Raw genomic sequence first — 12,485 nt, 5'->3', positions numbered from 1 at the left:
GCGCTATATTCCCACCCACGGCGGCCGCAAAACCCGAAGTGGCAGAAGTATTGAAAAGTCTGCGGATAGGTTTTTAAAAAATCACAAGTTAGACAAAACTAAATCAAAAGTCCGATTATGGCGTTTAAAGGGGTTAGGGGTTAGGGCTTACAGCCTCAATCAGGATAACTATTCTCAAACTCGTCGTTCCTTACCAAAATCATCCCCAGCTTAAAAACTTATAATTTATCGAATTAATTTGTGTATTGCATAAAACACAATTCTTTATTAAGGGTACAAAGTCGGTGTCAGGTTTTGTGAAGATAACAGATATTCAATTTCCATAATTTTTGGGGTAATCAGTGGCGGGAAAGTGGCCAATTGTGTGAGGTCACTAACGGCTGCTTTGTAGCCTTCCAGTTCGCAGAATCTGGATTTGGCTGACGGGCCGGTTTGGAGAAACGCGACCGTCAAGTTTGGGTCGCAAGCAGTCGGGTGATCGAGAGCAAGTGGCCGGGTGAAATACGATTCAACGGGCATAAAGGCCGCTGCCTGTTCCTGCTCTCGCACTTCGGCCAATGCCTTACCTAAAGGGGTTTGCTTTAGCTTTTTTAACAGATTCTGCTGTGACAATCCGCGTAATTCAAACAGCAAGAAAGGGTCTTGATCCAGTTGTGAGGCTAGAAAATAACTGAGCCCGGCAACATGCTTGCATGGATTTTCATAATCTGGGCAGGAACATCGCGTTTTGAAATCTTTTGCGCTGTGCGGCAATAAATGCAGATCGAGTGCTTCAAACGGCGTTTCGATAGTATCCGGCATCTCGTTCAACAGTAAACGGGATACAAATGACGCTCGGCTGCCGAGTTGGCGGATCAGCAATTCCCAGTCGTCGTTACTGATGGCTTTCAGAGAAATCGCCGTCTGGTAAGTGGGCTCCTTGTATACGCCGTAATAGGGGTTTGTATTGCCGCGTATCTGTGCGGAAATCTCGCCATCTTTCAGTGTCCAGGATTTGATGCGGTTGCTGTTAGCATAACTCCGCCCGCGGACAAGACGGGCTGAGTCCGTGAAACGTTCAAGCGCTTGCATAAATCGTTGTCCCCACCAAGTGCGTATGGCTTGCATGATTGCCCCCTTAATCGTCGAATATCGCAGTTCGATTCAAGGCAATCAGTTGCCTGAAAGCCTCATTATCGAGTTGTGTCAGCCAGGATTCGTCGCTACCGACGATGGCGCCTGCCACCTGTTTTTTCTCTTCTATCATTTGATCGATGCGTTCTTCCAGGGTACCCAAGGTGAGAAATTTATGCACGAAGACATTGCGGGTTTGACCAATACGGAAGGCCCGGTCGGTCGCTTGATCTTCCACGGCTGGATTCCACCAGCGATCAAAATGAAACACGTGGTTGGCGCGCGTCAGGGTAATGCCGACGCCACCCGCTTTCAGCGACAGCACGAACACGGCTGGCGGCGAATCGGCATCCTGGAAACGGTTGATCATCTGTTCGAGCTTGGTGCGGGACGTACCACCATGCAAATAATAGGTTTGGCAATTTAAATGCGTTTTTATATAGCGTTCTAATTGTGAACCAATCTCGGTAAACTGCGTGAACACCAAGGCGCTTTCACCTTCGCTCAACATTTCCGTCAGCATGTCTGACAAGCGCTCCAGCTTGTGGGAGCGGCTGGCGTCGAACGGACTGTTGTCTTGCAGGAATTGCGCAGGATGATTGCAAATCTGCTTGAGCTTCATCAATGTAGATAGCATCAAGCCCTGGCGTTGAATACCCTCGCTTTCCTGTAGCTGTGTTTCCACATCCTGCACCACAGCTTCATACAGCGAAGCCTGTTCGCGACTCAGGTTGCAATATTGTTTATTTTCCACCTTGTCCGGCAAATCTTTGATGATGGCAGGATCGGTTTTAACCCTGCGTAATATGAAAGGCTCAACCAGTCGTTTCAGCTGTGCCGATTTAGCCGGGTCGCGATCACGCTGGATCGGTGTTTCAAAGTGTTTACGGAACCCGGCTTGTTTACCCAGGTAACCGGGATTGAGGAAGTTGAAAATTGACCATAAATCCAGCAGACGGTTTTCCACCGGAGTACCGGTGAGCGCCAATCTGAAACGGGCGTCCAGTTTGAGGATGGCTTTGGTTTGCATGGCCTCCGGGTTCTTGATGTTCTGGGCTTCGTCCAGCACAATGCGATGTCAGCGCAGTGCCGATAACAGCGGAACATCGCGCAGGGCCAGACTGTAAGAGACGATAATCACATCTTTCTCCAGCACGTCTTCGCTGAACAGTTTGACATCTTTACAGCGGTTGGCGCCATGGTGAATCAGGGTTTGCAACTGTGGTGCAAAGCGTTCAATTTCCTTTTGCCAATTACCCAACACCGAGGTTGGCGCTATCAGCAGTGTTGGTGGCTGGCGATCCGCCTGGCTCTGTTCATGCAGCAAGCGGGCGATGACCTGAATAGTTTTGCCCAGCCCCATGTCATCAGCCAGACATCCACATAAGTCCAGCGAGTCCAGGAAAGCCAGCCACGCCACCAGCAATTCCCAATTTAAAACTTTACGTTTTCCTGGGTAATAAATTTTCACCATACAGCATAAATTGCATCAGATGCTGCCAATGATCAAAAGGGATAAACTGAAGCAACGTCCGCAAGTTTTCGAAGAAAGTCCGCCTAGAGGGGGCCGCAGTCTGGACGGCGTGGTAAGCCTCATCTAGCCATTCGAGCGAAGTATGGGCGAGGAAAGCCAATAAGTTGAGGGTGGCTAGAAAATTGGACAAATGCTGCTTGCCGTGGGCAAAGTTATGCTCGAAGTGATATCCGTGGTTCTTGAGGACATTGTTGTTTTCATTCTCTATTTTCCAGCGGGCGCGGCCCGCGGCGACTATCTCGACAACATTGTGTTCGTCGAGGGTGTGTGAAGAGGCCCAGGCATTACGGTAAACCACTTGTTGTTTGGCATTGAGGATCGTCACTTCGCACCAATTCACCATCAGCGCATCGTCGCTGTTGCGGAGTGGGACTTGGTTGAGATAACGGTAGCGTTCGGTCATGCGTTGTTTGCCGTTCCATCGGCTTTTCTCTATCGTTTGAACCTCACCGGTACGTTCAAAATCGGTCACCCATTCGTACAGTAAAGCATGGGAGTCGGGTTTGCAGACCAACAAAAAATCCATGTGCTGCGCACGCACCGCCTCACAAAACGGCTGGTGACAATACAAATCATCGCCCAGCACGGTGATGCCTCGAGGGGCGTAATGAGCGCCCCACGTGGTGAGCCAGCGCTTGGCTGCCGCCAGTTCGCAATCCTGTTTGTCTACGCCGTCTTGAACGCGAACAAATTCCGGTGGCAAAGGCAGCACGCGGCTTTGTCCGGGCGCGACAATCACCGGTGTCACGAGGGTGTGACGGTATAAGGTCGGGCCGTTTTTTAGCGTTTGCTGGGTACAGCACGGACAGGAAATCTTTTCCGAGCTGAAGGAATCAGTACCATCCAATGCCACTAATAAGGTATCGCCAATGCTGATAAACGGCTCCAGGTAACCCTGTGTGTAAAGCCTGTCGCCCATCTCGGCTAATACTGGGAAGAGTGTTTCTGGTGCAATCGGATCAAGCAGGTTACCGATCTGGCTGGTCGAAGGAATTTGATGGACACCAAAAATAGATTGCGCGTTGTTCCGATTATGAAGCTTTTGCATCCGTTGCTGATAGTCCAGAAAAGACGGGCTTTGCGTGAAGAAGACCGCAAAAGCGCTAAGCGCGGCATCTTCGACCGCGTATTTTAGGTTGTTGCCGGGTTTGCGGTAATCCGGGAGGTTTTCGAATGCGCTACGTATCTGGTTAATGATTGATAAGTCCATTTGTTAATCGGGTTATGCTGTCTTGAGTTGAGGATTGGATATGCCTTTATTTTATCAAGGTTTTAAATTGGGAATTGCTGCTACCAAGCCAGCTTCTAAAGATGTACGTCTTTTTGATGGTAACGGCTTGTACCTATTGATTAAGCCTAATGATTCAAGATGGTGGAGAGTTGATTACTGTATCAACAGTAAGCGTAAAACCTTATCACTTGGCACTTATCCAGTAACAAGTCTTGCAGATGCAAGAAAAAAAACATTTGAACTAAAAAAGCTAGTTGCTAGTGGTGTTGATCCTTCTAATGATAGAAAAGCCACTAAAGAACAAGAAAGTGCATTAAAGCTAGCGGCGGCTAGGAAACTTAGTGGTCAGCTACCTATAGACTCTTTCAAATACGTTGCTGAATAGTGGTACAACAAGAAGATGCAACAAATGGCTGATTCAATATAAGGGTAGGCTCTATAGTCGCCTAGAACGCGACATTTTTCCTAATATAGGTAATCAACCAACAGATGACCAACTTCCCCCCCCAATTGCCAATTTAGTTCTCAATGTAGCCGTATCGGATTTTGGCTGCGTTCTGCACTCAAGTGGATTAATAATTCATTGGCCAAGTGTTCCGGGTTCGAAACCGTGATCAATACCAGGCGACTGCGACTATCCTGATTCGGACGTTCCGGCAAGGGCACAGGTGGATACAAATGACCGGCGACCGCATGCACCGCAAACGGCTCAGTACACTCAGGAAAATAAACAACCCCCTTGATTCGAACCAAGTCATCGGCATGGTTTATCAACAAGGTTTGCAAAGTGTCTTGTAATTTCGGCCAACTTGGCGAGTGTTCCAGATAAAGTGATACGCTATGAAAGCCATGTTCCGGCAAAGCTTGGCCGCTGGGAATGCGCCGGAAAGACGGTGGCGTCTTGCTTTGCAACGTGCAGGCATCAAACAGATCATGTGTTGCCGTCAGCGTTGGCGTTGCCGGCGCCTGAAGCTTTAAGTAATCAATCAGTTCCGCGTGTTGTGTAGCATCGGCCAGATCGGCGTGAGTCAGTAGCAACAGGTCGGCCCAGGCCATTTGCGCACGAGCTTCGGCGTGGCGCTCCAGTTGGGCAATGGCTGACGGAATCGCCAGCGTGGCGACGATTTGTTGCAAACGGTAGCGTTTGGACAGCCAGGGTTCGCGCAGCAGCGTATCCAAAATGGGTTCCGGACTGGCAACGCCGCTGGTTTCGATGATGACGCGCTCGAAAGGTTTGGTTTCAGCCTTATTCCAAGCCATCCACAAATTCTTCAAAGTCGGCGCCAACGCACCTTTGATCTGGCAACACAAACAACCGCCCGAAAGTACCGTCATCGGAATATCCTGATTTAAGAGCAATGTCTGATCGATCGGGGTAGCGCCGAACTCGTTGATCACCAGCGCCGTCTTCACCCCGTCCGCCAACATGCGGTTTAACAGCGTGGTCTTGCCGCTACCGAGAAAACCGGTGACAACGATAACGGGGATTTTGGCTAATTCACTCATGATACGAGGCACAAAAATTTGCTAACAGCTTTCAAACTACTCAGGACTCTAAATGGGTTTTTAGCGACATTCGCAATGACAGCTACCATCAAGCCGCCACTTGGCATGACTCCAAGGCCTCCAGCATATCCTGCTTGGGTAAATTGCGGCCGATGAACACCAAATTAGACGCCTTGGCTTCGCCGTCTTGCCAAGGATTACCGAAGCTTTCGGTCATCAGCATATGTACGCCTTGATATATGACTTTTTTGTCGCAACCGGCGATGTTTAGAATACCTTTGTAACGCAACAGGTCGTTACCAAAGTCGCGGACCATGATGTCCAGAAAAGCCAGTATGCGCGCAGCATCCAGTTCCCGGTCAGTACGGAACACGAAAGAGCTGATGTCGTCTTCATGCTCGTGGCTGACGTCCTGCAAAAAGTCCGGTTCGATTTTCAGTATATCGTCCAGGTTGAAGCCGTCGATGTCCAGTATGTCGAACAACTCGGTTTCTCCGAAATGAACGCGTTTGATCGGCGCCCTGGGATTCATGGCTCGCAGGCGCGTTTCCAGATCGGCGACCACTTCAGCTTCCTGCAAATCGGTTTTCGACAATAGGATGCGGTCGGCAAAACCGACTTGCTCCTGCGCTTCGTGGTGTTCTTGCAGTTGTTGATGGGCATGCACCGCATCGACCACGGTGACGATGGCATCCAGCTTATAGTTTTCAGCAATGTCCTGCTCGATGAAAAAGGTTTGCGCCACCGGCGCCGGGTCAGCTAAGCCGGTGGTTTCGATGATGACCCGTTCGAAGTGAATGTCCCCATTTTCGCGGCGGTCGGACAATTCTCCCAGGATGCGCACCAGGTCGCCGCGCACCGTACAGCAAATGCAACCGTTGTTCATGGTAACGATTTTCTCGTCGGCCTGCACCAGCAGTTCGTTGTCGATGCCGGTTTCACCGAATTCGTTTTCGATCACGGCGATACGGCGGCCGTGGTGTTCGGTCAGAATGCGGTTCAGTAAGGTGGTTTTACCAGCACCGAGAAAGCCGGTCAAAATGGTGACCGGTACCGGGTAGTTGAGTTTCGGGCGTGTGTTCATTTTGAATCTCCAAAAGAAATAGGGGTTAGCGTCGATTAGACAGCGATTCACTATTCGGCTGTGATGCGCTGATCACCACGATCCGATCGCCGCGCACGGCGTTGTAAAAACAGTTAGGACGTCGGGTATGGCAGGCGGGGCCATGCTGGTCGACCAGTAGCAGCAGGGTATCGCCGTCGCAATCGATACGCAGTTCTTTAAGATATTGATGATGGCCGGAGGTCTCGCCTTTTCGCCATAGCCGCTGCCGAGAACGCGACCAGTAACAGACCCGGCCGGTGCTCAGGGTTTCCAGAATAGCCTCGCGGTTCATCCAGGCCAGCATCAACACCTCGCCGCTATCGACTTGCTGGGCGATAGCAGGCAACAACCCATCCTTATTGAACGGCAGACTTTCCAGTATTTCAGACCAGGGCAAACTGGCACCAATAGGAAGATTTTCTGTACGCGTTATCATGCCGGTTGCGGCTTAATCCGCTCGATCCGCGCATAAGCGGAGTGGTTGTGTATGGATTCAAAGTTTTCCGACTCCACCATATAGGCTGTAATGCGTATTTCAGCGTCCAGCATAGCAGCCACATCGCGCACCATGTCCTCGACGAACTTGGGGTGGTCATAAGCATATTCGGTGACGTATTTTTCATCCGGGCGTTTCAGCAGCCCATAAATCGGTGACGAGGCTTCGGCTTCCACCAACGTAATCAGTTCTTCAATCCAGATAAATTCGCTGGCCGACACGGTAATCGTCACATGTGAGCGCTGGTTGTGGGCACCACGCTCTGAAATTTCCTTGGAGCACGGACACAGGCTGGTGACCGGCACCACGATTTTGACTTTGATCCGGCAGCCAGTATTGTCGATTTCGCCGATGAAGCTGACCTGATAATCCAGCAGACTACGCACGCCGCTGACCGGCGCGGCCTTGTCGACAAAGTAGGGAAAGCGCATTTCGATATAACCGGATTCGGCCTCCAGCCGGGACAGCATTTCTTGCAACATGACCGGGAATGAGGCGATGCTGATCTCCCGATCATGGCTATTCAATATTTCGACGAAGCGCGACATGTGCGTGCCCTTAAAATCATGCGGCAGATTCACGTACATATCAAAGCGGGCAACGGTATGTTGTTCGCCGCAGCTCTTGTCCTTAACCCGTACCGGATGCAGGATGTCCTTGATGCCGACTTTGTCGATGGCAATGCGGCGGCTGTCTGCACGGCCTTGAATGTCTTCGATGATACAGGCGTTCACGCGGCCACCTCGCTGTACCGGACGCAAGCGTTGTCGGTTTCCCATAGTGTGACGGCAGCAACTTTGACATGCGTGCTGTTCAAGGTGGCCGATAGTTGGCGGTAAAACCAGGCCGCCAAATTCTCTGCGGTGGGGTTGATGCGGTCGAAGGGTTCGATGTCGTTCAAAAGCTGGTGATCCAGACTATCCGCCAGTTGTCGGGTCACGGCCTTGATGGCTTTGAAATCGATGGCGATACCGATGTCATCAAGTACCTGTGCGGTCATTTCGGTTTCGACTTTCCAGTTATGCCCATGTATGCGGCGGCAATCACCGGGATAATCGCGCAGGGCGTGGGCGGAGCAAAATTGGGCGTGAACTTTAAGGGTATAGAGGCCGCAGCTCGGCGGCGTTTGTTCGGCGTTTGTCATCGATTTTCAACGTGTCCTGATTCAATGGTGGGTATGGAAGACGGGTAGCGGTTTTGCGCGGCTAGTTCGGCCACGGCTTGCGCCAACGGTAAGGTTTGTTGATGTCCGCCGTGCAACCAGCGTAGTGTGGCTTGACCGTCTTGCATCTCTCGCTGGCCGACTACGATCAGCAGCGGCACTTTGGCCAAACTGTGTTCGCGGATTTTGTAGCCGATTTTTTCATTGCGTAAGTCGGTTTCCACCGTCAAACCGGCACCGCTTAACTGATCGGCGACAGCCAGCGCATAGGCTTCAGTTTGTTCGTTGATGGGCGCGACCACGACTTGTAGCGGAGCCAGCCAAAACGGCAGCCAACCTGCATAATGCTCCAGCAAGATGCCGGTAAAGCGTTCCAGGGAGCCGAACAAGGCTTGATGCAGCATCACAGGGGTTTGCTTGTTACCGTCGGCGTCAATGTAATAAGCGCCTAACCGCGCCGGCAGATTGAGATCGACTTGCAGCGTCCCGCATTGCCAGTCGCGGCCCATCGCATCGCGCAGTACAAATTCCAGTTTCGGTCCGTAAAACGCGCCTTCGCCGGGGTTATGCGTATACGGCAGTCCGCTAGTTTGCATGGCTTGAATCAAGGCCTGCTCGGCCTGATCCCAAACCACATCGCTACCCACCCGTTGTGGTGGGCGGTCGGAAAATTTGATACGAATGTCGTGAAAGCCGAAGTCGCGATAGATGCTTAAAATCAGCTCGCAAATGGCCAGGCTTTCTTGAGTAATCTGCTGCTCGCTGCAAAAGACATGCGCATCGTCCTGGGTAAAAGACCGCACCCGCATCAGGCCATGCAAAGCACCTGACGGCTCGTAACGATGCACCTTGCCGAATTCCGCCAACCGCAATGGCAATTGCCGATAGCTTCGCAAGCCTTGTTTGAATACCTGCACGCCGCCGGGACAGTTCATCGGCTTCAGCGCAAACACCCGCTCGTCCGGGGTTTGGGTGGTAAACATGTGTTCGCCGAATTTTTCCCAGTGCCCGGAGGCTTGCCACAGGCCAATGTCCATCACGTCCGGCGTATTGATTTCCTGATAGTCCGCCGCCGTCTGCCGTTGCCGCAAATAGCCGATCAAACGCTGAAACACGCGCCAGCCATTGGCGTGCCAGAACACCGATCCCGGTGCCTGTTCCTGAAAATGAAACAAGTCCATCTCTTTGCCCAAGCGGCGATGGTCGCGTAATTCCGCTTCCTCCAACTGCTTGAGATGGCTATCCAGCTCGGTTTGCGTCGGCCACACCGTACCGTAAATTCGTTGCAGCATGGGTTGATTATGATCGCCTTGCCAATAAGCGCCGGTCAATTTGAGCAGTTTGAAGGCTAGTCCAATTTGCCCGGTATCCGCACCGTGCGGGCCGCGGCACAGATCGGTAAATTGCCCTTGTCGGTAGACGGAGATTGGTTCATGATCGGGAATACGGGTGATGAGTTCCAGCTTGAAACGCTCGTTGCACTGGCTGAAAAAGGCAATCGCCTGGTCCCGGCTCCATTGTTCGCGGGTGATAGGGTCGGCACGCTCGACGATGTCGCGCATGCGTTGTTCGATAACCTGCAAGGCGTCGACGGATAACGGTTCGACGAAGGCAAAATCGTAATAAAAGCCGTTTTCGATAGCAGGACCAATCGCTACTTGCGTGTCAGGATACAGTTCCTTGACAGCTTGAGCCAGCAGATGCGCACTATCGTGGCGTAAGGTGTCGAGATCATCTGCGGTTTTGACTACTGGGAAATTCATGGTTAACAGGTTGGTTAATGGCTTGCGACGCTGCGGAAGCGTTGGTTGTCGCCGAGGTTAAAAGCGACATCATCGATTTTGAAATTGTTTAATTTCAAGCTGTAAAAGCGGTCGAAGTGGTTTTGAATATCACGTTCGATGCGCGGGTCGAAATGGGGCTGAATGGTTTGAGCATTACCGGCGGGCCGGGCAATGACGTCGCCGTCTTTGACCACCAATTGGCCGTTTTTGAACACCATGGCAGCGTCGGCGAACATAGCGCGATAATCGGCTTGTGGGCGGGCAGCAAACGCTCCCGGCGTTTTGCCGCACTTCCCACATCCTTGTGGGTCGTATACAGCTATATCGGCGATAGCACCGGGCACCAAATGACCGCGGTCGTTGAGGCCCAGTAAACGCGCAGCGGCGGAACGGGTCATGGTGGCGATTTCGCTCAAGTTAAGTTCTCGGGTTAGGTTCGGCAATAGGGTCAAGGCCAATGCCTCCTGATTCAAATTAGCCATATACGCTTGCCGGTAATCGGCATCCATCAACAGTCGGATCAATTCCGGATAGGCGGTAAACGGTGCGCCGTTGGGATGATCGGTGGTGAAGAACAGTCGTTCCGGCGCTTCGGCCAGCAAAAACAACTCAAGACCAATCGCCCATTGCAGGGTATTGACGAAGCTAGCCTCACGATAGCGATACGGCACCACGCCGCCGGAACCTTCGCACTCGGCATCCCACATCACCCATTTGTTGGGGCTGGCGTCGCCATGGCGACTGTATTGGGCGATGACGTCGCCGGAGATGGTGACAGTTTGACCAAACAACACTTGGCCAACATCCATGGTGATGTTGGGGTGGCGGTTGAAGGCTTCCAAGAGCTGGGCTGCCGCTGAGGAAAAGCCTTTTGCCCCTTCGCTGCCGTAAGCGTAAAACTGCACATGTGCCAGATGCATCGGCAAGCCTTGCGCGGCCTCCATGGTGGCGACGATGGTGTCGACATTGCCAGGAATGCCTAAATTGTTGCAATGCACATGTATCGGGTGCGGCACGCCGAGCTGATAGACGGCAGTTTGCAGGGCCTGCAGAATCTGCCGGGAACTGACGCCATAGTCGGGTACGATGTCATCCAAATCGAATTGGCGCACATTGCTTTTAAACGCATTGGCACCACCGGCATTGATGACTTTTAAGTCCAGTGCGCGGGTAGCATGTAAAGTCCAAGCCACGTAATCGTTGATTTGCGACTGACTGGCCTTGGCCCGCATCAAGCGCAAAAATAAATCATCATTGCCGAGTATCGCCAGCGCAGCGGTGTCCAGAATCGGAATATCAGCCATTTGCAGATGCACATCCAGCGCGTTGACCGGCAGCATCGCCGGTTCGACCACAGTGGTGTAACCCATCTGCGCATACCGGTAGCCAATGTCGGTGGTCGACCATTTTGCAGTGCTGTGAGGATGGCTCAACCGCCGCGCCATGTGGTTGCGGTGTTGTTCCGGCAACAGCAAACGGGCGGTGTTGACGTTGCCGCCGGCGATGTGGCTGTGGATGTCCACCGCGCCGGCCATCACCACTTTGCCTGTCAAGTCGTACACGGCATCAAAATGCGCGTCCGGGCCGGGGTCGGCGACGATCAGGCCATCGCGGATGAACAGGTCGCAGATTGCGCCGTGCAGGTTTTGCGCGGGGACGTAAATCGCGCCGTTTTGGAGTTTGATCAGCATGTTGGGTGGCGATAGCGGGTTAAGGTAGCCCGGAGGCAGCGTAGCGAAATCCGGGGAATCACAACATATCCAGCGTCAACAACAAGCGGCGTGGTTGTAAAGCAGTCGGCTGCGGTGAGCGATGCACCAAACCTTGGCCTTCATTGCCTTCCCAGCTTTCGCCTTTCATCAGACCCACTGCATAGGCTGGCATTTGCCGAATCGCTGTAATGTCGGTAATCAAACCTGAATCGGTATCCGGCAAACCACAACCGCCCACACCTAATTTGGCGCGCTCCAGTGCATATTCGGGCAACCATTCGGTGCCAATGCCGCCGTAGCTACAAATCAGTCGCGCCGGCACCCGGTCGACATGAAAACGCGGGCACATGGCCTTATCCAGCGTATACAGACGCATGCCTACCTCACGGCAGTCGAACAGTTCGCTGAAAGCCGATACCAGCAGCGATACATCCTCCATCCAGGCTTGATAGCCAGACAGGTGAGACGCTTGCGGCCAAAGCTGTTCGAAGTCGAAACGCAGTGGAGCGACTGTTTGCCTGATTTCGACTCGGCGGACGTTTTGTAATGCCTGATAAACGAATTGCTCTATGGCTATAGGAAACCGGCGTTCGATCAGGCACAAATTAACGCCATCTTCATAAATGCGCGATAAATCGGCAAAGTTTTTGGAGACGACAGCTCTGGCTACTGGTTTGTTCAATAAAGGATGGAAGCTAGCAGCAGGTAATACTGTAGATGTACTAGGTTGACGGAAAGGGACTTGAGCGAACATTTGAAAAACTCCTTAGGCAGCCAGTAAGGCTTGTTCGAAAAAAACGATGAATTGCATGAAGCCAATGCCCGTCACTGCCATTAAGTTA

At 52.2% G+C, this 12,485-nt stretch carries 12 protein-coding genes and 1 pseudogene; 1 reads left to right on the top strand and 12 read right to left on the bottom strand.

The window, feature by feature from the left end; all coding sequences use genetic code 11:
• Positions 1-267: 267 nt before the first annotated feature.
• The 4 genes and pseudogenes from A1359_RS10275 to A1359_RS10265 form a co-directional block, all read right to left on the bottom strand.
• Positions 268-1,107: an SWIM zinc finger family protein gene (locus tag A1359_RS10275; RefSeq protein ID WP_066981973.1), complete on the bottom strand. Its 840-nt coding sequence runs from the start codon at positions 1,105-1,107 to the stop codon at positions 268-270.
• Positions 1,108-1,117: 10 nt separating this feature from the next.
• Positions 1,118-1,735, bottom strand: coding sequence for a DEAD/DEAH box helicase (locus A1359_RS23165; protein WP_269747902.1), 618 nt, complete (start codon positions 1,733-1,735; stop codon positions 1,118-1,120).
• A pseudogene (locus tag A1359_RS23160) lies at positions 1,715-2,587 on the bottom strand (DEAD/DEAH box helicase); the annotation flags it as partial. The gene A1359_RS23165 and the pseudogene A1359_RS23160, both read right to left, overlap by 21 nt.
• Positions 2,556-3,845: a transposase gene (locus A1359_RS10265; protein WP_408606540.1), complete on the bottom strand. Its 1,290-nt coding sequence runs from the start codon at positions 3,843-3,845 to the stop codon at positions 2,556-2,558. The pseudogene A1359_RS23160 and the gene A1359_RS10265, both read right to left, overlap by 32 nt.
• Positions 3,846-3,897: 52 nt before the next feature.
• Between A1359_RS10265 and A1359_RS10260 the strand changes: the two genes are divergently transcribed.
• Positions 3,898-4,263 (top strand): Arm DNA-binding domain-containing protein, encoded by a 366-nt coding sequence (locus A1359_RS10260; RefSeq protein ID WP_066981968.1) that lies wholly within the window; start codon positions 3,898-3,900, stop codon positions 4,261-4,263.
• Between the two features lie 140 nt (positions 4,264-4,403).
• Here the strand turns inward: A1359_RS10260 and A1359_RS10255 are convergent, their stop codons facing one another.
• From A1359_RS10255 to A1359_RS10220, 8 genes are all read right to left on the bottom strand, one after another.
• The gene (locus A1359_RS10255; RefSeq protein WP_066981965.1) at positions 4,404-5,384 is read right to left on the bottom strand and encodes a CobW family GTP-binding protein; all 981 of its coding nucleotides are present in this window, start codon (positions 5,382-5,384) and stop codon (positions 4,404-4,406) included.
• Between the two features lie 88 nt (positions 5,385-5,472).
• Positions 5,473-6,468 carry a CobW family GTP-binding protein gene (locus tag A1359_RS10250; RefSeq protein ID WP_066981962.1) on the bottom strand — a complete coding sequence of 332 codons (996 nt, stop codon included), beginning with the start codon at positions 6,466-6,468 and terminating at the stop codon, positions 5,473-5,475.
• A gap of 25 nt (positions 6,469-6,493) precedes the next feature.
• Positions 6,494-6,925: a phosphoribosyl-AMP cyclohydrolase gene (gene hisI, locus A1359_RS10245; protein ID WP_066981960.1), complete on the bottom strand. Its 432-nt coding sequence runs from the start codon at positions 6,923-6,925 to the stop codon at positions 6,494-6,496.
• Entirely contained in the window at positions 6,922-7,719 is a 798-nt protein-coding gene (gene folE2 / locus A1359_RS10240; protein WP_232322177.1) for a GTP cyclohydrolase FolE2, read from the bottom strand. The genes hisI and folE2 overlap by 4 nt, the downstream gene beginning before the upstream one ends.
• The gene (gene queD, locus A1359_RS10235; protein WP_066981954.1) at positions 7,716-8,129 is read right to left on the bottom strand and encodes a 6-carboxytetrahydropterin synthase QueD; all 414 of its coding nucleotides are present in this window, start codon (positions 8,127-8,129) and stop codon (positions 7,716-7,718) included. The genes folE2 and queD overlap by 4 nt, the downstream gene beginning before the upstream one ends.
• Entirely contained in the window at positions 8,126-9,910 is a 1,785-nt protein-coding gene (gene thrS, locus A1359_RS10230; protein WP_066981951.1) for a threonine--tRNA ligase, read from the bottom strand. Before thrS ends, queD begins: the two co-directional genes overlap by 4 nt.
• Before the next feature lie 14 nt (positions 9,911-9,924).
• Positions 9,925-11,622: a formylmethanofuran dehydrogenase subunit A gene (locus A1359_RS10225; protein WP_066981948.1), complete on the bottom strand. Its 1,698-nt coding sequence runs from the start codon at positions 11,620-11,622 to the stop codon at positions 9,925-9,927.
• Between the two features lie 58 nt (positions 11,623-11,680).
• Positions 11,681-12,397, bottom strand: coding sequence for a DUF1826 domain-containing protein (locus tag A1359_RS10220; RefSeq protein WP_083960583.1), 717 nt, complete (start codon positions 12,395-12,397; stop codon positions 11,681-11,683).
• Positions 12,398-12,485 lie beyond the last annotated feature (88 nt).

This window comes from Methylomonas lenta, from assembly GCF_001644015.1.
Lineage (GTDB): Bacteria > Pseudomonadota > Gammaproteobacteria > Methylococcales > Methylomonadaceae > Methylomonas > Methylomonas lenta.
This window is presented reverse-complemented; position numbering and strand designations above follow the sequence as displayed.

Bases quoted from the DNA above. Each gene is read 5' to 3' on its own strand.
- queD (WP_066981954.1), bottom strand. From the start codon at position 8,129: ATGACAAACGCCGAACAAACGCCGCCGAGCTGCGGCCTCTATACCCTT.
- A1359_RS10250 (WP_066981962.1), bottom strand. From the start codon at position 6,468: ATGAACACACGCCCGAAACTCAACTACCCGGTACCGGTCACCATTTTG.
- A1359_RS10225 (WP_066981948.1), bottom strand. From the start codon at position 11,622: ATGCTGATCAAACTCCAAAACGGCGCGATTTACGTCCCCGCGCAAAAC.
- thrS (WP_066981951.1), bottom strand. From the start codon at position 9,910: ATGAATTTCCCAGTAGTCAAAACCGCAGATGATCTCGACACCTTACGC.
- A1359_RS10255 (WP_066981965.1), bottom strand. From the start codon at position 5,384: ATGAGTGAATTAGCCAAAATCCCCGTTATCGTTGTCACCGGTTTTCTC.
- hisI (WP_066981960.1), bottom strand. From the start codon at position 6,925: ATGATAACGCGTACAGAAAATCTTCCTATTGGTGCCAGTTTGCCCTGG.
- A1359_RS10275 (WP_066981973.1), bottom strand. From the start codon at position 1,107: ATGCAAGCCATACGCACTTGGTGGGGACAACGATTTATGCAAGCGCTT.
- A1359_RS23165 (WP_269747902.1), bottom strand. From the start codon at position 1,735: ATGAAGCTCAAGCAGATTTGCAATCATCCTGCGCAATTCCTGCAAGAC.
- A1359_RS10220 (WP_083960583.1), bottom strand. From the start codon at position 12,397: ATGTTCGCTCAAGTCCCTTTCCGTCAACCTAGTACATCTACAGTATTA.
- A1359_RS10260 (WP_066981968.1), top strand. From the start codon at position 3,898: ATGCCTTTATTTTATCAAGGTTTTAAATTGGGAATTGCTGCTACCAAG.